At 71.9% G+C, this 18,558-nt stretch carries 17 protein-coding genes; 4 read left to right on the forward strand and 13 right to left on the reverse strand.

Annotated features, from left to right (window positions below; all coding sequences use genetic code 11):
* From VK611_02895 to VK611_02910, 4 genes are all read left to right on the forward strand, one after another.
* Positions 1–541: LLM class flavin-dependent oxidoreductase (locus VK611_02895; protein HMG40241.1), on the forward strand; the 541-nt coding region annotated here is incomplete at its 5' end.
* A 14-nt stretch (positions 542–555) separates the two neighbouring features.
* Positions 556–1,401, forward strand: a complete 846-nt coding sequence (locus tag VK611_02900; protein HMG40242.1) for an amidohydrolase family protein — start codon at positions 556–558, stop codon at positions 1,399–1,401.
* Positions 1,402–1,413: 12 nt separating this feature from the next.
* Complete coding sequence (locus tag VK611_02905; GenBank protein ID HMG40243.1) at positions 1,414–2,205, forward strand: SDR family NAD(P)-dependent oxidoreductase; 792 nt, start codon at positions 1,414–1,416, stop codon at positions 2,203–2,205.
* Entirely contained in the window at positions 2,205–3,062 is an 858-nt protein-coding gene (locus VK611_02910) for an SMP-30/gluconolactonase/LRE family protein (GenBank protein ID HMG40244.1), read from the forward strand. Before VK611_02905 ends, VK611_02910 begins: the two co-directional genes overlap by 1 nt.
* Here the strand turns inward: VK611_02910 and VK611_02915 are convergent.
* The 13 genes from VK611_02915 to VK611_02975 all read right to left on the reverse strand — a co-directional run bounded on the left by VK611_02915 (position 3,059) and on the right by VK611_02975 (position 18,490).
* Positions 3,059–3,895, reverse strand: coding sequence for an alpha/beta hydrolase (locus VK611_02915; GenBank protein ID HMG40245.1), 837 nt, complete (start codon positions 3,893–3,895; stop codon positions 3,059–3,061). The two genes, VK611_02910 and VK611_02915, sit on opposite strands and share 4 nt — an antisense overlap.
* Positions 3,896–3,937: 42 nt before the next feature.
* On the reverse strand, positions 3,938–6,277 hold the full coding sequence (locus VK611_02920; GenBank protein HMG40246.1) for a glycoside hydrolase family 3 N-terminal domain-containing protein: 2,340 nt from the start codon (positions 6,275–6,277) through the stop codon (positions 3,938–3,940).
* Positions 6,274–7,119, reverse strand: a complete 846-nt coding sequence (locus VK611_02925; protein ID HMG40247.1) for an NAD(P)-dependent oxidoreductase — start codon at positions 7,117–7,119, stop codon at positions 6,274–6,276. The genes VK611_02920 and VK611_02925 overlap by 4 nt, the downstream gene beginning before the upstream one ends.
* Complete coding sequence (locus VK611_02930; GenBank protein ID HMG40248.1) at positions 7,116–8,744, reverse strand: AMP-binding protein; 1,629 nt, start codon at positions 8,742–8,744, stop codon at positions 7,116–7,118. The genes VK611_02925 and VK611_02930 overlap by 4 nt, the downstream gene beginning before the upstream one ends.
* A gap of 49 nt (positions 8,745–8,793) precedes the next feature.
* A complete protein-coding gene (gene fabG / locus VK611_02935; protein HMG40249.1) occupies positions 8,794–9,546 on the reverse strand; it encodes a 3-oxoacyl-ACP reductase FabG in 753 nt (250 codons plus the stop codon).
* Positions 9,547–9,549: 3 nt separating this feature from the next.
* Positions 9,550–10,701 carry an acyl-CoA dehydrogenase family protein gene (locus VK611_02940; GenBank protein HMG40250.1) on the reverse strand — a complete coding sequence of 384 codons (1,152 nt, stop codon included), beginning with the start codon at positions 10,699–10,701 and terminating at the stop codon, positions 9,550–9,552.
* Entirely contained in the window at positions 10,701–11,618 is a 918-nt protein-coding gene (locus tag VK611_02945; GenBank protein ID HMG40251.1) for a TIGR03619 family F420-dependent LLM class oxidoreductase, read from the reverse strand. The genes VK611_02940 and VK611_02945 overlap by 1 nt, the downstream gene beginning before the upstream one ends.
* Positions 11,619–11,636: 18 nt before the next feature.
* Positions 11,637–12,854, reverse strand: coding sequence for an amidohydrolase family protein (locus tag VK611_02950; GenBank protein ID HMG40252.1), 1,218 nt, complete (start codon positions 12,852–12,854; stop codon positions 11,637–11,639).
* Complete coding sequence (locus tag VK611_02955) at positions 12,851–14,434, reverse strand: ABC transporter substrate-binding protein (GenBank protein ID HMG40253.1); 1,584 nt, start codon at positions 14,432–14,434, stop codon at positions 12,851–12,853. The genes VK611_02950 and VK611_02955 overlap by 4 nt, the downstream gene beginning before the upstream one ends.
* 61 nt (positions 14,435–14,495) lie before the next feature.
* Positions 14,496–15,509, reverse strand: a complete 1,014-nt coding sequence (locus VK611_02960; protein HMG40254.1) for an oligopeptide/dipeptide ABC transporter ATP-binding protein — start codon at positions 15,507–15,509, stop codon at positions 14,496–14,498.
* Positions 15,499–16,560, reverse strand: a complete 1,062-nt coding sequence (locus VK611_02965; GenBank protein ID HMG40255.1) for an ABC transporter ATP-binding protein — start codon at positions 16,558–16,560, stop codon at positions 15,499–15,501. The genes VK611_02960 and VK611_02965 overlap by 11 nt, the downstream gene beginning before the upstream one ends.
* A complete protein-coding gene (locus VK611_02970) occupies positions 16,557–17,522 on the reverse strand; it encodes an ABC transporter permease (protein ID HMG40256.1) in 966 nt (321 codons plus the stop codon). The genes VK611_02965 and VK611_02970 overlap by 4 nt, the downstream gene beginning before the upstream one ends.
* A complete protein-coding gene (locus tag VK611_02975) occupies positions 17,519–18,490 on the reverse strand; it encodes an ABC transporter permease (protein ID HMG40257.1) in 972 nt (323 codons plus the stop codon). Before VK611_02975 ends, VK611_02970 begins: the two co-directional genes overlap by 4 nt.
* Positions 18,491–18,558: the final 68 nt, after the last annotated feature.

Below are 18,558 nucleotides of genomic sequence, written 5' to 3' on the forward strand. Positions count from 1 at the left end.
ATTCCCCCACCCCCCGCTCGGCGAGCGCATGGACGTGCTCGAGGAGGCGGTGCAGTGCGTCGCCGGCCTGCTCCACGACGAGGCCGTCGACTTCACCGGCAAGCACTTCCGGATCTCCGGAGCGAGCCAGCAGCCCAGGCCTGTGCAGGACCGCCTGCCGGTCTGGGTGGGGACGACCGGCGAGCGCCGGGGGCTCCGCATCGCCGCCGCCCATGCCGACGGATGGAACGCCGCCTTCGTCTCCCCCGATGCCTTCGCCCACAAGCGCGACGTGCTCCACCAGCACTGCCAGGACGTCGGACGCGACCCTGCGGAGCTGCGCTGCTCGGTCAACCTGATGCTGATGCTCGGCACCGAGCCGGGCTCCCTACCGGAGGAGCGGCGTGCCAGCGTGCTCGCCGGCAGCATCGAGCAGGTCGTCGATCGCCTCGACGAGTACGTCGACGCGGGGGCGGACCAGATCAATCTCGCCCTCGGCCACCCGTGGGACTTCGACGGCGTCGCGGACCTCGCCGGCGCGCTGAACCTCCCCGCCGCCTAGCCCCGCGTGCGCTGATGGAGATCATCGACGCCCAGATCCACGAGGCGACCCCCGCGGCGCCGTGGAGCCCGTGCCTCACCGACGACCAGTCCGCTGCGGCCGGCGCCGAGCTGGCGATCGCCGCCATGGATGCCGTCGGCGTGCGAGCGGCGGTGGTCAACAGCCTCCTGCCGACCGTGTCGGCCTACCTGGCCCGGCACCCCGACAGGTTCGGTGGACTGCCGCACGCCGGTCCCCAGCTGCCCCTGCAGACGTCGGTCGACGAGTTCGTCGCCGAGCTGCGCGGCACCCCGGGCATCGTCGGCATCCGTCTGGTGATCGCCCACCCGAAGGACGCGTCGCGCGTCGAGCAGCTGCGCAACGGCGCCTACGAGCCGTTCTTCGCCGCCGCCGAGGCCCACCGCCTGCCTGTGTTCGTGCTGCTGCACGGCAGCCTGCGGGAGCTGCACCACGTCGTGCGGGCCCATCCGGAGCTGGTCGTGGTCGTAGATCACCTGGGCCTCTTCCACCCGCCCTGGCGGTCGGGGCCCGAGATCTTCGACGACATCCCCGAGGTACTGCAGCTGGCGCAGTTCCCGAACGTCGCGCTGAAGCTCACGGGCGCGCCGGCGCTCTCGGAGCGGGCCTACCCCTTCGCCGACCTGTGGCCACACCTGCACACGATCCTCGAAGGGTTCGGCGTCGGCCGCCTGATGTGGGGCAGCGACTTCACCCGCTGCCGTGGACACCACAGCTACCGCGAGGCGGTCGACTTCCTCCTCCACACCGACGAGCTGTCGTCGGCGGACAAGGAGGCGCTCTTCGCCGGCTCGATCCGGAAGTGGTTGGGCTGGCCGGTGCCCGGCGGCGCCCAACCCTGAAGAGGAGGACCGATGTTCGATCTGACCGGTAGGCACGCGGTGGTCACGGGGGCGTCGAGCGGCATCGGCCGGGCGATCGCCACTGCGCTCGCCGGGGCGGGGGCCGACGTCGCCAGCCTCTACCTGACCGACCCCGACGGTGCCGCCGCGGCCGAGCGGGACATCGCGGCCGCCGGACGGGCGGCGCTGTTCGTCCAGGGCGACGTGTCGGACCACTCGCAGGTGGACGCCTTCGCCTCGGCGGTCGAGGAGCGGTGGGGCGCGATCGACATCTGGGTCAACAACGCCGCCCGGCTGATGGTGCGCGAGTTCGTCGACATGGATCCGGGCGAGTGGCACGCGCTGCTCGCCACCAACCTGCACGGCTACTACTACGGGTGCCGGGCCGCCGCCGCCCGCATGGTCCCCCGCGGGAAGGGCCGGATCGTCAACATCTCCTCGGTCACCCACATCCAGCCGGTGTCGGGCATGACCGCCTACGTCACCGCCAAGGCCGCGGTCCACGGTCTGACCAAGGCGCTGGCGGTCGAGCTCGGCCCGACGGGCGTGACCGTGAACGCCGTGGCTCCCGGCGCCACCGAGACGCCGCTCAACCGGGACGCGTTCACCGCCGAGGTGCGCAGCAACTACGGCGCCCGCATCCCGCTCGGACGCATCGCCGCTCCCGAGGAGGTGGCGTCGAGCGTCGTGTTCCTGGCCTCCGACGAGGCCGGCTACATCACCGGCCACGAGGTCCTCGTCGACGGCGGGCTGGCGCTCAACGGGACGATGGGCGTCGGCGAGATCCGCAACCCGGCAGCGTGATGGGACGCACGGTCCGCGTCGTCGCCGACGGCTACTCGTTCCTCGAGGGACCGCGCTGGCACGCCGGGCGCCTGTTCCTCTCCGACTTCTACACGCACCGGGTGCTGGCGCTCGGGCCCGACGGCAAGGTGACCACGATCTGCACGGTGGCCCACCAGCCGTCGGGGCTGGGGTTCGCCCCCGACGGTGCCCTGTTGATCGTGTCCATGCTCGACCGCCGGCTGCTGCGGCTCGACGACGACCGGCTGGTCACGGTCGCGGACCTGGGCGAGCACGCCGCCGGGCCGGCGAACGACATGGTGGTCGACCACCGCGGCCGCGCCTACGTCGGGAACTTCGGCGAACCGCTCCCCGACGGGACCCACGCACCGACGACGCTGGTGCGCGTCGACCCGGACGGCGACATCGCGGTCGCGGCGACCGACCTGGTCTTCCCCAACGGGATCGTCATCACGCCCGACGGCGGACGGCTCCTGGTGTCCGAGACGTTCGCCGGCAGGATCTCCGCCTTCGACGTCGACACCGCCGGTGAGCTGTCCGGGCGGCAGGTGTGGATGCAGTTCGACCACGAGAGCGGGCGGCTCCCCCTGCCTGACGGCCTGGCGCTGGACGCCGAGGGTGCCCTCTGGGTGGCCGACGCCACGGGATCCGGCCCGCTGCGCGTCGACGACGGCGTGGTCGTCGATCGCGTCGACACGGGCGACCTGTCCGTCTACGCGGTGGCGCTCGGGGGCGAGGACCGCCGCACGCTGTTCATGTGCGCCGCCCCTCCCCTGGGCTCGGTCGATCCCCGCACCAGCCGACTGTCCGTCCTTCTGGCCTGCCAGGTCGACGTCCCGGGCGCCGGGCTCCCCTAGGTCGCCGCGAGGAAGGCAGCGATCGCGTCGGCGACGAGCTGCGGGCCGGTGCTGATGGCGTAGTGCCCGTGACCCTCGAGGGCGACGATGGAGCTGTCGTCCAGGGCCTCGTCCAGTGCCCGGACGGCGGCGACCTGCTCGGGTGCGCTCTCGCTGCCGAGCAGGAGGAGCGTCGGCAAAGAGACGGCCCGGTAGCGGTCGATGCTCGTCACGCGATCGACGGCGGCGACGGTCGGCACCAGCGTCGGGGCGAGCGTGCACAGCACGGGCCAGACGGGCGATGCCCGCAGCGCGGCGAGATCGGGGGCGCCCTGCTGGGTCAGGAAGACCTCGAGGGCGTCGTCGTAGGCGCCCGAGGCCACCGCCTCGCTCAGGGTGGCGAAGCCTTCGCCCGGCAGCACGGGCCCGAGGATGGCCGACGCCGGCTCGTAGAGCACCAGTCGGCCGATCGTCTCTGGTCTCGCCTGCAAGGCCGCCTCGAGCGTGACGGTGGCACCGTAGGAGTGGCCCACCACCGTGGCGACCGGACCGACCGCGTCCAGGACGGCCAGCACGTCCTCGGCCTCACGCTCGATGGCATGGGGCCCGTGGCCCCAATCGCTCGAACCGTGTCCACGCCGGTCCATCAGGACCGACTCGTAGCGGTCCTCCAGGTGCGGGGTCACGCCGTTCTGCCCGGGAGCGAGGCCACCGGCGCGCCAGTACAGGCCGGTCCCCAGCCCACCGTGCACGTACAGGACCCGCGGCCCTCGGCCGATGGCGAGGTAGGAGATGCGGGTGCCGTCGGGGGATGCCACGCTCCCGCCGCGCACGTTGCCCTCGCTGTCTGCCACCTGGTTCACCCTCTCCCGCTAATCGGAATATATAGTCCGATACTAGGTTCCGGCAGGTCGGGGGGCAAGCGACTCGGTGGGGGTGACGAGCGCTCGACCCCGCCTTCCCTCTCGCGCGGATCCAGTGAGCTCGAACTCGCCCCGCAAGCGGATGTCACGGGCGGAGGTCCCGACCATGACCTCGATCCGGCCGGGCTCCACGACCCAGCCGGCCGGCGGGTCGTAGAGAGCGAGGCGGTCGGCGGCGACGTCGAAGGCGACCCGGGTCGTCTGGCCGGGTGCGAGTGTGAGACGCCGGAAGCCCTTCAGCTCGAGCGGCGGGCGGGCCGTGCGGCCGACCGCGTCGCGCAGGTAGAGCTGCACCACCTCGTCACCCTCGCCGGGCCCGACGTTCGCGACGCGGCAGCTCACGCTCACCCGGCCGGCGGTGGACGTGCGGGGCGGGTCGACGACGAGGTCCGAGAGCTCGAAGGTCGTGTAGCTGAGGCCGTGGCCGAAGGGGAACAGCGGGTCGTGGCTCCCCTCGTAGTAGATCCGCTGGTCGGGGACGAACGTGCCCGAGGGAGCGTTGTAGGGGCGGGGCAGTGACCCGACCGCCCGGGGAAAGCTCACCGGCAGCTTGCCGCCCGGGTTGGCGACGCCGAAGAGGACGTCGGCGATGGCCGCGGCTCCTTCCTCACCCGGGAACCAGGCCTCGACGATGGCGGCCACGATCGGGGTCATCCAGCCGAGGACGAACGGCCGCCCGTTGCACAGGACGACGACGACCGGCGTCCCGGTGGCCGCGACGGCTTCCACCAGCTGGCGCTGTACGCCCGGCAGCTCGCAGGTCATGCTGTCGAGGCCTTCGCCCACCGTGGCCCCGGTCATGATCCCCGCCTGGTCGCCCACGACCACGACGGCCACGTCCGACGAGTACGCCGCCTCCAGCGCCTCGGAGAAGCCGCTGGTGTCGGTGTCGGCGACCCCGCAGCCCCGGGCGAAGCGAAGGTGGCCGACGCGCTCCCGCAGTGCATCGAGCACGGTCGGCACCGACACGAGGACCTCGGGGGCGACCAGCTCGTCGGCCGAGGCCTGCCGCCTCGTGGACGTGGCGGGGTCGAAGGCGTCGGCGACGAGCTGGAGCGCTGCGGTAGCGACCGGGTAGCTGTAGTTGCCGAGCAGAGCGAGCGCCCGGTCGGCGTTGGGGCCGATGACCGCCACCGATCGCAGGTGGGGGCCGAGCGGCAGGACGTCGCCCTCGTTCTGGAGGAGGACGATCGAGCGGGTGGCGGCCCGCCGCACCACCCGCCGATCGGCCTCGGTGTCGAGCACGACGGGTGCGGCCGCCTCGTCGGCGTAGGGCTGCTCGAACAGGCCCAGCTCGAACTTCCCGCGCAGGACCCGGGCCACGGCACCGTCGACGACGTCCTCGGAGACCAGCCCCTCCTCGACGGCGGCGGCGAGCTCGGAGAAGCAGGATCCCGGCATGTCCATGTCGAGGCCCGACCGCAGGGCGAGCACGCCCGACTCCATCGGGCCCCCGGTCACCAGGTGCCGGGTGTGGAGCAGCGTGACGGCGCCGAGGTCGGACAGGACGATGCCCTCGAAGCCGTACTCCTCGCGCAGGACGGTCGTCAGCAGCTCCGGCGATGCCTGGACCGGTACCTGGTCGATCTGGTGGTAGGTCGACATCACGCCCCGCAGGTCGGCATCGCGGATCGCCATCTCGAACGGCAGGCCGTGGACCTCGTGGAGCTCCCGGGTGCCGAGGTGTGCCGGCTGCATGTGTCGCCCGCCCTCGCTCGCCCCGTGGGCGACGTAGTGCTTGGCCACCGCGGCGACGCCACCCTGCCGGGCCCCTTGCACCCCGCGGACGTACGCGGTGGCGAGCGAGCCGACCAGGTACGGATCCTCGCCGTAGGTCTCCTCGATCCGCCCCCAGCGCGGATCTCGGGCGACGTCGAGGACCGGCCCGAGCGCCTGACGCAGGCCGAGGGACGTCATCTGGCGGCGCACGAGTCCCCCGAGCTCCTCGACGAGGTCGGGGTCCCAGGTCGAGGCCTGCCCGAGCCCGTCGGGAAGGATCGTCGCCCCGTCGACCTGAAGGCCGCACATCACCTCCTCGGAGAACAGCGCCGGGATGCCGAGCCGGCTCGCCTCGACGTAGGCGCGCTGGTGGGCGTTCACGTGACGCACGGCCTCCTGCGGGGTGAACCGGCCGGCCCGGACGAAGTGGGTGATCGCCCCCGGCGGCGCCGCCCCGGGCGCCGGCTCGGGCGGCACCGTCGGGCCCCACAGGCAGCGCATCTGCTCGATCTTCTCGGACAGGGTCATCCGACCCAGGAGGTGGGCGACGCGTTCGGCGGTCGGTGCCGTCGGATCTCCAGCGACGTCGCTCACGGCTGTGTCAGCCGTCGCACCGCCGGCACGACGCTGTGGACGCCCCGCCGTGCCGTCTCCTCCAGGTCCGCGACCGCGATCCCGCGGCGGCGGGCGACTTCGGACAGATGGCCGACGTCCTTCCGCACCAGCGCCTGTGCGTGTTCGGCAAGGTCCAGGGGGATGCGTCGCGCGAGCGCGTCGAGGGCGAAGCTCGACCCGCTGCTCGCCAGGACGAGATCGACCATCAGCGGCACCTCCAGGCCGAAGGCGTCGGCGAGCGCCAGCATGTCGCCGGCGTTCTTGAGGTTGGCGGCGTAGAGCGCGTTGTTGACGAGCTTGGCCACCTGGCCGGAACCGGCGGCGCCGAGGTAGGCGATCGCGGCGCCGAAGCTCTCGAAGACCGGTCGCGCCCGCTCGTAGGCGTCCCGATCGCCGCCGGCCATCACCGTCAGGCTGTGGTCGCGGGCGCCGGCGCCTCCACCGCTGACGGGCGCGTCGAGGACGAACACACCGTGGCGGCGGGCTCGCGCCGCGAGGGCCTCGCTCGCCTCGGGTGAGCCGGTGCCGTGGTTGGCCACGATGCCGCCCGGGGCCATCGACTCGAGCAGGCCGCCCGTCACGAGGACCTGCTCGACGTCCCGGTCGTCGCCGAGGCACAGGCCGACCAGGTCGCACGCCCGTCCCAGGCCGACGAGGTCGTCGGCGACCGTGTGCGCCAAGCCGGCGACCGCATCCAGTGACCGCGGGCGTCGCGCCCACACGTGCAGGGACCACCCGGCCTCGGCGATGGCACGAGCCATCGGGGCACCTTGGTCGCCGAGGCCGACGAAGCCGACCTGCACGACCGGGCGGGCGTTCACCGTCGCTCCCAGGTGACGTCGGCGCGCTCGCGGTCCCAGGTCGAGGGCGTGCAGCCCTCGTCGCGGAGCCGGTGCTTGAGGACCTTGCCGACGGCGCTGGTCGGCAGTGCCTCCCGGAACTCGATGTAGCGAGGGAGGGCGAAGTAGGGGACACGCTCCTTCGACCACTCGAACAGCTCCTCGGGCGCGAGTGCCGATCCGTCGGCGAGGACGGCGGTGACCTTCACGTCGTCCTCGCCGAGCTCGGAGGTGACGGCGTGCACGGCCACGTCGGCGATCGCCGGGTGGCCGATGTAGGTCGCCTCGAGCTCCTGGCTGGAGATGTTCTCGCCCCGTCGTCGCAGGTAGTCCTTCTTCCGGTCGACGAAGTGCAGGAAGCCGTCGTCGTCGAACATCCCGAGGTCGCCGGTGCGGAGCCACAGGTCGCGGGTGGCGGCGACGGTGGACTCGGGCTGCTTCCAGTAGCCGTCGAACATCACGTTCGGGCGCCGGGGGCGGGCGACGATCTCGCCGACCTCGCGGGGAGGGAGCTCGCGATCGTCGGCGTCGAAGATGCGCACGTCGAAGTCACGGTCGTTGCGCCGCCCCGAGGTGCCGGGCGCCTCGGGCTCTCCGTGGCGCAGTGTCGTGAGGGGGACCGCCTCGGTGAGGCCGTAGGTGCCGCCCCCGACGCGCCGGACGCCGAACCGCTCACGCCACGTCTGCTGCAGCTCGGCCGGGAACGGTGCGCCGTGGACGACGCGGATCTGTCCGTGGCACCGCGCCATCTCCGGCGTGTCCGGCATCGCCGCGATCAGCGCTCCCATCGACCCGAGCAGGTTCACCACCCGTGCTCCGGTGCGTTCGATCTCCGGCCAGAACCGCGACACCGAGAAGCGGGGCGCGATCGCGGCCGTCCCCTGCACCATCAGCGTGCCCGCGATGGTGTTGCCGATCAGGTTGAAGTGGTACATCGGCAGCGGGCTCCAGTTGAGGTCGTCGCCGCAGCGGTCGGTCTGCTCGAGGAACCGGCGGGCCAGGTTGACGACGTAACCGTGGGAGATGACGCAGCCCTTGGAGGGCCCGGTCGTCCCGCTCGTGTACACGAGCAGCGACACGTCCGACGCCGTCGGCTCGATCGGGCCGGCTGTCCCTCCCCCGCTGCAGAGCTCGGCGAGCGACTCGACCGCACACCCGCCGGCCCGGTTGCGGGGAACTTCATCCCCGCGGACCACGAGCCGCTCCAGCGTGCCGACGCCGCCCTCGACGGCGACGAAGCGATCGACGAAGTCGGCCTCGCAGAGCGCGACGCGAGCTCCGGAGTCGGCGAGGACGTGTCGGAGGAACTCGCCGCGCAGGGCGGTGTTGATGCCGACCCAGATGGCGCCGATCATGTTGGCCCCGAACCAGGCGGCGACGCTGTCGCTGTTGTTGTCCAGCATCGAGACGACCGTGTCGCCCTTCGCCACGCCGGTGCTCCGCAGGCCCTGAGCGATGGCGGCGGCCCGGCTCCAGACCTCGGCATAGGTGAACGACGTGCCGTCGAAGTCGAGGAAGGCCTGGTCGGGCACCTTCTCGGTGGCGTCATGCAGGAGCCGCAGAGCGCTGTCGGTCGCATCGCTCACGCCCCAGTCGGTTCCCGTCACGTCCGTGTCTCCTCGCGTCGCTGCCATCGTTGCCTCGGGCCCCTGTCCGTCACGAGGGGACATAGCCACCGTTCACGGCGACCGTCTGGCCCGTCACCCAGTCGCCCGCGGGGGAGGCCAGCCACAGCACGGCTCCGGCGACGTCCTCCGGGGTTCCCAGGCGCCGCATCGGATAGCGGGCGATCGCCCGACGAGCCGCGGCATCCGGCTCCTGCCCGGCTGGGGCGATGGAGCCGAGCGACACGCAGTTGCACGTCACCCCGTGCGGGCCGACCTCCTTGGCCAGCGCCCGGGAGAAGCCCATCGCTCCTGCCTTGGCCGCCGAGTAGGCGGCCATGCCCGGCTCGCCGACGCGCCCGGCATCCGACACGATCGAGATGACGCGCCCCCACCGTTGGTCGACCATGTGCTCGAGGACGAGCCGGGAGCAGTGCAGGACGCCGTAGAGGTTGAGGGAGATGAACCTGTCCCAGTCGGGCCGGGTCGTCTCGACGAAGGGCGTCGCCCGGATGCCCGACGGCGGCAGGCCCGCGTTGTTGACGAGGACGTCCACCGGACCCACCCGCGCCGCGACGCTGCGGACCATGTCCTCGACCTCGTCCGGCTCGGTGATGTCCGCGGCCACCGTCACGGCCTGTCCCCCGGCCTCGCGGATCGATTCGGTCACGCCGTCGGCCCGGTCGGCGGCGAGGTCGTTGACCGCCACGGCGGCACCGCGGGCCGCGAGGGCCCGGGCGATGGCGGCTCCGACGCCCTGGCCGGCCCCGGTGACCAGGGCGACACGTCGGGACAGGTCGTCCACGGGTCAGACCCCGAGCATCCGGCGGCCGATGAGCTCCTTCATGATCTCGTTCGTCCCTCCGTAGATCGACATGACCCGCCCGTCGCGCCAGGCCCGGGCGATGGGGTACTCCTCCATGTAGCCGTAGCCCCCGTGGAGCTGCAGGCAGGTGTCGAGCACCCGCCGGTTGAGATCGGTGCACCACCACTTCGCCTCGGCCGCCTCCTCCGCGGAGAGCTCGCCGCGGTTCAGCGCCTCGATCTGGCGGTCGACGAAGGCGCTCCCCACGTCCAGCTCCGTGCGCATGGTGGCGAGCGCGAACCGGCTGTTCTGGAACGAGCCGATCGGCGACCCGAAGGCGTGGCGCTCCTTGCAGTACTCCAGCGTCCAGCCGAAGGCGGCCTCCGCGTGTGCCAGCGCGACCACGGCGATCCCGAGCCGCTCGGAGGGCAGGTTCTCGACGAGGTACCGGAATCCCTGGTTCTCCTCGCCCAGCAGGTTGGCGGCGGGGACGGCGACGTCGTCGAAGAACAGCTCGCCGGTGTCCGCCGCGTGCTGGCCGACCTTGTCGAGGTTGCGACCCCGCCTGAACCCGGGCGTGCCCGACTCCACGACGAGCAGGCTCAGCGCGCGGCCACGGTCGCCGGAGTCGCCCGTCTTGCAGGCGACGACGACGAGGTCGCTGCTGTGGGCGCTGGAGATGAAGGTCTTCGCGCCGCTCAGGACGTAGGTGTCGGCGTCGCGGATCGCGCGGGTGGCGATGGCGTTGAGGTCGGAGCCGGTGCCGGGCTCGGTCATGGCCACGGTGGCCAGGAGCTCTCCGGAGGCGAGCCCGGGGAACCACCGGGCCCGCTGCTGCTCGTCGGCCACCGACCGGAGGTAGGCGACCGCGACGTTGTGGTTGAGGATGCCCTGGCCGGCGTTGAGCATCCCGCTGGCGCCGAACTCCTCCTGGATGACGGCTTCGAACCGGAAGTCGGCCGAGCCGCCGCCGCCGAACTCCTCGGGAATCGTGAGGCCCAACAGGCCGGCGGCCCCGGCATGCCGGTAGAGCGCCCGGTCGACGATGCCGGCCCGCTCCCAGTCTCCGAAGTGGGGGGCGACCTCGCGTTCGATCAAGGTCCTCACGGTCTTCCGGAACAGCTCGTGGGCTTCGTCGTACAGCGTCCTGCGCATCACGGTGATCCTGACTCTGGGTGGCGGCGGGCGGCCGTGACCGACTCGACCCGGCGGGCGATCTCGGCTGCCGCCTCGGCCACGGCGGCCGGCGACGCAGGGGGAGCGTCGCCGGCCGGTCGTGGCCCGGAGAGCTGCCAGGGGAGGACGACGAGCCCGTCGATCCCCATGCGGGCGAGGGCGGCGAGACGCTCGTCGGTGAGGGCGCCTTTCACACCACTGCGCACGAGGAACGAGCTGTCACCGGTGCCGGCCTGCGCCCGCTCCTCCTGCACCAGCGCGAGCAACGCCTGCAGCTCGTCGAGCTCGGGGTTGACGCCCACCCAGCCGTCGCCTAGCCGGGCGGCGCGCCGGATCGCGGCTCGGCTGTGACCGCCGACGAGAACGGGGACGGGCGACGGAGGGAGGGGCCGGACGGACACGCCGCGGAACGCGTGGTGCTTGCCGGGGTGCTCGACGACGCTCTCCTGCCAGAGGCGGCGGAGCAGGGGGATCTCCTCGTCGAGGCGACTCCCCCGCCGCTCGAAGTCGACCTCGAGGGCGTCGTACTCCTCCCGCATCCAGCCGACCCCGACGCCCAGGTCGAACCGGCCATCCGCGAAGGCCGCCGCGGTCGCGACCTGGCGGGCGAGCGCGATCGGGTGCCACAGCGGAGCGAGCAGGACATGGGTCATGAACCGGAGCCGGCTCGTGACCCCGGCCATGACCGCGATCAGCGTGACCGGATCGGGGAACTCGGCGTCCGCGGGGAACTGGGGTGGCCGACCGCCCGCGTACGGGTAGCCCGACGCCACGTCGTCGGGGACGCACATGTGGTCCGAGACGGCCACTCCCGTGACGCCGGTGTGGTCGAGCTCGCTCGCCAGGGCCACCAGGTCACGTGGCGCGGCCTGCGGCAGCGACACCCACACGTCCATCGCTCGGCAGCTCCCGGTTCAGGGCCCGGCGAGATCGGGCAGGTCGGCCGGCGTGAAGTCGAAGACCCGCTCCGCGTTGCCCCGGAGCACCTTGAACTGCACGTCCTCGGGGAGGTACCCGAGGCGCTCGTGGGCTATCGCCATCGAGTTCGGCCAGGTCGAGTCGGTGTGCGGGTAGTCGGTCTCGATCATGACGTTGTCGACGCCGATCGCCTCGATCGACTGTGCGCCGTGGGCGTCGTCGATGAAGCAGCCGTAGAGGTGGTCGCGGAACAGCTGCGAGGGCAGGGCGCCGAGCTCGGCACCGGTCCCCTCGACGAGCTTCGCCTCGCCACTCGACAGGTCGCCCTCGAAGTCGCCCTTGCTCGCCCAGTAGCCCTGTCGCTCGACCACGTAGTCGCAGCGCTCGAGCACGTAGGGGATCCACCCGATGCCACCCTCGGACAGGCACACCTTGAGGCCCGGGTGGCGGGGCAGGACCCCGCTGAACAGCCAGTCGATGCAGGTCGACGCGATGTTGATCGGCTGCAGCGCGATGGTCGCGATCATGGGCATGTCCGGTGCCGTCCTGGGCAGCTTCGAGGACGAGCCGAGGTGGGTGCACAGCGCCATGCCGGTCTCGGCCGCGGCGGCGAACACCGGCTCCCAGTAGCGGTCCCGGTCGTGGATGGACGGGAGGCCGAGGGGAACGGGGTTCTCGCTGAACGCCACCGCCTTCGCGCCCAGCCCAGCTGTCCGCTCGATCTCCTCCCGAGCCAGCATCGGGTCCCAGAGGGGGATGATGATCATCGGGATGAAGCGCCCGGGGGCGCTGCCGGCCCATTCCTCGAGCATCCAGTCGTTGTAGGCCTGCACGCAGAGCAGACCGAGCTCCCGATCCTGGGCCTCGTAGAAGGTCTGGCCGCAGAAGCGTGGGAACGACGGGAAGCAGAGGGATGCCAGCACCCGGTCGCGGTCCATGTCCTCGAGGCGCGCCCGGGGGTCGTAGCAGCCGGGGCGCATCTCGTCGTAGGTCATGGGAAGAGGGCTGAACTCCTCCCTCTTCTTCCCTGCCGCGGCGGCCAGCCCGATCGTCGGCATGCGCTTGCCCTCGAAGAACCAGGCCTCCCCGGCATCGTCCCGCCGGATCGTCGGCCCGACGTCCCGGTACTTGGCGGGAAGCCGGCTCTCCCACACGTGCGGGGGCTCCAGCACGTGGTCGTCGACCGAGATCATCCAGTCGAGTCGGGCGCTCATCGCAGCGACACCCGGTCCCACAGCCAGATCCCGTCGACCGCACTGTCGAGGCCGACGACGTCGTCGGCGACGAGGGCTCGGCTCGGGGTCTGGACGAGGAAGTAGGCGACGGCGTCGTCGTTGACGACGATCTCCTGGACGTCCTTGAGGAGATCCGCCTGCTCGGCCTCGTCGGTCGTCGCAGCGGCCTCGGCGAGCAGGCGGTCCACCTCGGGGTTGGAGTAACCACCGAGGTTGAGGGGGCCGCCGGTCTCGTAGAAGGTCCGGAAGTCCGACAACGGGTTGGCGGCAGCCCAGGAGAAGACGGCGACGTCGAACGCCCCGGAGAGCAGACCGGGGAAGTACTGCGCCCCGTCGACGACGTTCAGCTCGACCTCGACGTTGTCGAACTCCTGCAGTTGGGCCTGGAAGAGCTCGGCCGTCGCCCGCGCCGCCTGGGGGGCGGTGAACTGGATCGACATCGGCTCCCCCGTCTCGTCGGCGTACTCGTCGAACAGGCTCTGGGCCTCGCCCGGGTCGAAGCCGGGGAACTCCGCCTCGGCGTCGTGGAACGGGCTGTCGTCGGTGAAGATGCTCGACTCGACCCGGCCCCGGCCGCTGTAGCGGATCTCGTTGACCTCGTCGCGGTTGATGGCGTGCTGGACCGCCAACCGGGCGGTCTCGCTGTCGAAGGGGGCTTTCGCGGTGTTGAAGATGAGCGTCGATCCGCCGCCGGGCGCACCCTGCTCGACGACCGTGCCCTCGGTGATCGAGGAGACGTCCTGGGTGATGCCGACACCCATGAGCTGGGCATCGCCCGACAGGAACGTGTTCAGGCGCTGCTCGTCGTCGGACACGAACCGGATGGTCAGGTGGTCGAGGTAGGGCTTCGGCTGATCCCAGTACTCGGGGTTGCGGTCGAACTCCGCCGTGCCGTCCGCGCCGATCGACGTGACGACGAACGGCCCGGCCCCCACCGGATCCGATTGGAGGAACGATGCCTCGTCGGCCTGGAGAGCCGTCGGCGAGCCGACGAACGCCAGGTTCCGAGCGACCGTGCGGTCGAAGGTGCTGTCGGGCGCCGCGAGCTCGATCTCGAGCGTCAGCGGGTCGGCCACAGTGAGGGAGGCGATCTGGGCGGCGACCGGTGCCACCGGGCTCTGGGCCAACCCCGCGGCCCGCTCCCAGTTGAACTTCACGGCCTCGGCATCGAACGGCGTGCCGTCGCTGAAGGTCACGTCCTCCCGCAGGCCCAACACCCAGTGCGCCGAGTCGGACGCGGTCAACGACTCGGCCATCGACGGGACGACCTCGCCGGTCTCGTAGTCCTCGTAGACGAGCATCCCGAAGACCGCACCGAGGTACGCGGCGGCGCTGTCCGCCTCGTTCGAGACGTCCGCCGGCTCGAACGCGTTGAAGCCGGCCCCCGAGTAGAGGAAGGTGAGGTCCCCGCCCGAGACGGGATCTCCCGGGGTCTCGGTGGGCGACCCGCCCCCACCACCTTCGGCTCCACCGTCGTCCCCGCCGCACGCGACGAGACTCCCTGCCAGGCAGGCCACCAGCGGCCAGACCAGGCGCGCTCCTGCGAAGCGAGTGCGCATGCTTCCCCCTCTCATTCGCTGTCGGACAGGTTGCCGAACGTTCGGGAACCTGTCCGGAACATTAATTCCATTTCCTGTCGGGGGCAAGGCCTGGGAAGTGACACGCCACGAAATGGCCCGGAGCGGCCTCGCGGATCGCCGGCTCCTCCTCGGCACAGCGGTCGCTCGCCCGGGGGCAGCGGGTGCGGAACCGGCACCCGCTCGGCGGGTCGATGGGCGAAGGCACGTCCCCCGAGATCCGCAGCGGCTCAACCGCGGCCGACGGGTCCGGGTGCGGGATCGCGCTCAGCAACGCCTGCGTGTACGGATGCTCCGGCGCGTCGTAGAGCCGGTCGGCCGGCGCGATCTCGCACAGCTTGCCCAGGTACATCACCGCCACCCGGTCGCTGACGTTCTTGACGACGGCCAGGTCGTGGGAGATGAAGACCAGGGTCAACCCGTAGCGAGCCTTCATGTCCTCGAGCAGGTTGATGATCTGGGCCTGCACCGACACGTCGAGCGCGGAGACGGGCTCGTCGCAGATCACGAGGTCGGGACCGAGCACCAGGGCCCGGGCGATGGCGACACGCTGGCACTGGCCACCGGACAGCTCGCGGGGTCGGCGGCTCCCGACGACGTCGGGGTCGAGGCCCACCGCCGACAGCGCCTCGTCGACGCGCGGCTGCCACGGGCGGGGAGCCCGGCTGATGGCCAACCCTTCGCCGACGATGTCTCGCACCTTGCGTCGCTCGTTGAGCGACGAGGCCGGATCCTGGAAGATCATGTGGAGGCGGTGGCGCACCCGGCGCAGGTCGCGGCCACCCAGCGCCGTCAGGTCCAGACCGTCGAAGACCACGCTGCCCGAGGTGGGCCGGGTGAGCATCATCACGGCCCGCCCGGCCGTCGACTTCCCGCACCCGGACTCGCCGACGAGGCCGAGGGTCTCTCCCCGGCGGACGTCCAGGGCCAGGCCCGACACGGCCTGGACCTTGGGGCCGCGCGCCGGTCCACGAGTGGTGTACTCGACCACCAGGTCGTCGACGCGCAGCAGCACGTCGTCGCCGTCGCGCAGGTGCGAGTTCCCGCTACCCGCCACGGGCCTGGTCTCCTACGGCATGGCGCTCCAGGGCGAGGCGATCCTCGGCCGACCCGACGGGGAAGAAGCAGGCGTAGCTGTGCTCGGGCCGCTCGGGCACCGGGCGGAGCGGGGGGTCCTCGTGCCGGCACTGCGGCTGGGCCCGGGGGCACCGGGACGCGAACCGACATCCCGGCGACGGGTCGACGACGTCGACCGGCCGGCCCGGGATGACGGCGAGCCGGGTGTGGCTCGGCGCCTCGATGCGGGGCACGGCCGCGAGCAGGCATGCGGTGTAGGGGTGGCGCTGGTCCTCGAAGATCGACTCGGTCGGGCCCGTCTCCACCACCCGCCCGCCGTACATGACCATCACGCGGCGGGCCCGCCCGGCGACCACGCCGAGGTCGTGCGTGATCAGCACCATCGCCATGTGCGTCTCGCGCTGCAGGTCGCTCAGCAGGTCGAGGATCTGGCGCTGGATCGTGACGTCGAGGGCGGTCGTCGGTTCGTCCGCCAGCAGCAGCTGCGGCGAGCAGGCGATGGCCATGGCGATCGAGACGCGCTGGCGCATGCCGCCGGACAGCTCCTGCGGGTAGGCGTCGAGCCGCCGCTCCGGCTCGGGCACGCCCACCGAGCGCAACAGCTCGACCGACCGCGAGCGGGCCTCACGCTTGCTCGACCGGAGGTGCAGCCGCAGGGGCTCCGCCAGCTGGCGACCGATCGTCATCACCGGGTTCAGCGACGTCATCGGGTTCTGGAACACCATCGCCACGTCGCGGCCCCACACCGACCGGGCCGCCCGTGGCGCGAGAGCCCCGAGGTCGCGGCCGAGGAACGTGACCGACCCGGAGGTCATGGCGGTGGAAGGCGTCAGGCGCATGATCGAGCGGGCCAGGACCGACTTCCCGGAACCGGACTCGCCGACGATGCCGAGCGTCTCCCCGGTCTCCAGCGTGAACGAGACGTCGTCGACCGCGTGCACGAGGCCTCGTGGGGTCGGGAACCGCACGCTCAGGCCGCGGACGTCGAGGAGCGCGGCCGCGGGATCGGTGCTGCCGTTGCCGCCGCTCATCGCCCGCCCTCGCCTGCGTCGAGCCGGTCGCCGAGCCACTCGCCGACGACCCGGAACGACATCACGGTCAGGACCAGGCAGACCGCGGGGGTGAAGATGAGTTGAGGAGCCACCCGCAGCGACTGGCGACCCTCGTTGATCATCCCGCCCCAGCTCGGCTGCGGCGGCGGGACGCCGAGCCCCACGAAGCTGAGCGTTCCCTCGGCGACGATGAAGGCCGCCAGCACCAGCAGCATCACCGAGAGCAGGACCGGCATGAGGTTGGGGAGGATCTCGCGGAACATGATCCGCCACGTCGTCGCCCCCATCGAGCGTGCGGTCATGACGAACTCGCGCTCCGCGAGCGCCAGAGTCCTTGCCCTGGCCACGCGGGCGAAGCCCGGCACCCCGAGGACCGAGAGGGCGACGATGACGGTGGTGACGTCCCGGCGCCCGATCGAGGCGATGGCCATCAGCAGCACCAGGGCCGGAAAGGCCAGCAGCGCGTCGAGCAGCACGCCCACGGTCTCGTCGACCTTGCCCCGCATGTAGCCCGTGACGACGCCGATGACGGTGCCGATCGCCCCGGCAAGAGAGGCCGCCACCACCGCGATCAGCAGCGACTGGCGGGCGCCGTAGACGAGCCGCGACGCCATGCTGCGGCCGAACCCGTCCGTCCCGAGGGGCTCGTCCAGACGCAGGCCGATCGGCGACCGCGGCGGCAACGACCTGACGATGCGGTCGTAGGGCTCGAGGGGCAGCAGGTCGGCCAGGAGCGCCGTCCCGATCACGAGGGCCAGCCAGCCGACGGCGAGCCAGACGGCGACCCGGCGGCGGCGACGCCTGCCTGCCCCCGTGGTCCCGGTGGTGAGGAGCCCCAGGCCCCCTTCCTCGATCGGCGACCTGCCCTCGTCGGGACCAACGGGGTCGGACGGGTCCTCGATCTCCGACGACGGCACCTCGGGCGGCAGGACGCGGCTCATGCCGTGGCCCTCAGGCGCACCCGGGGATCGAGGTAGGTGTAGGCCAGGTCGACGGCGCCGTTGATGAGGACGTAGGCGAGGGCCACGAACATCACGACGCCCTGGACCGTGTTGACGTCCCGCGCCTGGATCGACTCGAGCAAGAGGCTGCCGAGCCCGGGGAAGGCGAACAGCGTCTCGACGATCACCGCGCCGCCGATCAGCTTGCCGAGCGTGATGCCCGCCATCGTCAGCAGGGAGAACGACGACGGCCGCAGGGCGTGACGCACCAGCACGGTCGCCGGCGACAGGCCCTTGGCGCGGGCCTGGAGGATGAAGTCCTCGTTGAGCGTGCCGATCATGTCCGCCCGGAGCACGATGGCGAAGCCCGGGACCATCTCGAGGGCCAGGGCCGAGGCGGGGAGGATCACGTGGCGCAGGTTCTCCAGGGGGTCGTCGGACAGCGACACCCAACCCGTCGCCGGCAACAGCCCCGCCTGCAGGACGAGCACGAACACCAGCAGCGGGGCCGTCACGTAGACGGGGGTCGACATGAGCACCGAGAACACCGCCGAGGCGGCACGGTCGAACGCGCCACCCTTCCGGTAGGCCGCGTAGACGCCGATGGGCACCGCCGCCAGCAGGGCGAGGAGGAACGAGAGGACGACGAGCTCCGCGGTGATCGGAAGCGCGCTGGTGATCTCGTCGGTGACGCTCACCCGGGCGGCCTCCGAGACGTTGGCCCGGTAGGACGTCCCGAAGTCGCCCCGGACGACGTCGCCCAGCCAGTCCGCGTAGCGCTCGTAGATCGGGCGGTCCAGGCCGAGATCGGCATGGACGGCCTCGACCGCGTCCGGCCGGGCGTCCGCTCCCAGGATGGCGTACGCCGGATCGCCGGGGGCCAGGTCGAGGAGCACCACCGTGAAGAAGCTCACGAGCAGCAGCACCACGACCGTCCGCGCGAGCTTGCCGGCGATGTACCTCAGCACGACGGATCGTGTCCTCGACCCGCCCCTGTAGACGCCTGGGCCAGCATCGGCCGATCCCCCTTGTGCAT

The sequence above is a fragment of the Acidimicrobiales bacterium genome (assembly GCA_035316325.1).
In the GTDB taxonomy this organism is placed as follows: domain Bacteria; phylum Actinomycetota; class Acidimicrobiia; order Acidimicrobiales; family VFJN01; genus DASXTK01.

What these genes read in the sequence shown, in the direction of transcription:
- VK611_02955 (HMG40253.1), bottom strand. Translation starts at nt 14,434, where the DNA reads ATGCGCACTCGCTTCGCAGGAGCGCGCCTGGTCTGGCCGCTGGTGGCC.
- VK611_02905 (HMG40243.1), top strand. Translation starts at nt 1,414, where the DNA reads ATGTTCGATCTGACCGGTAGGCACGCGGTGGTCACGGGGGCGTCGAGC.
- VK611_02970 (HMG40256.1), bottom strand. Translation starts at nt 17,522, where the DNA reads ATGAGCCGCGTCCTGCCGCCCGAGGTGCCGTCGTCGGAGATCGAGGAC.
- VK611_02965 (HMG40255.1), bottom strand. Translation starts at nt 16,560, where the DNA reads ATGAGCGGCGGCAACGGCAGCACCGATCCCGCGGCCGCGCTCCTCGAC.
- VK611_02910 (HMG40244.1), top strand. Translation starts at nt 2,205, where the DNA reads ATGGGACGCACGGTCCGCGTCGTCGCCGACGGCTACTCGTTCCTCGAG.
- VK611_02940 (HMG40250.1), bottom strand. Translation starts at nt 10,701, where the DNA reads ATGCGCAGGACGCTGTACGACGAAGCCCACGAGCTGTTCCGGAAGACC.
- VK611_02900 (HMG40242.1), top strand. Translation starts at nt 556, where the DNA reads ATGGAGATCATCGACGCCCAGATCCACGAGGCGACCCCCGCGGCGCCG.
- VK611_02945 (HMG40251.1), bottom strand. Translation starts at nt 11,618, where the DNA reads ATGGACGTGTGGGTGTCGCTGCCGCAGGCCGCGCCACGTGACCTGGTG.
- VK611_02950 (HMG40252.1), bottom strand. Translation starts at nt 12,854, where the DNA reads ATGAGCGCCCGACTCGACTGGATGATCTCGGTCGACGACCACGTGCTG.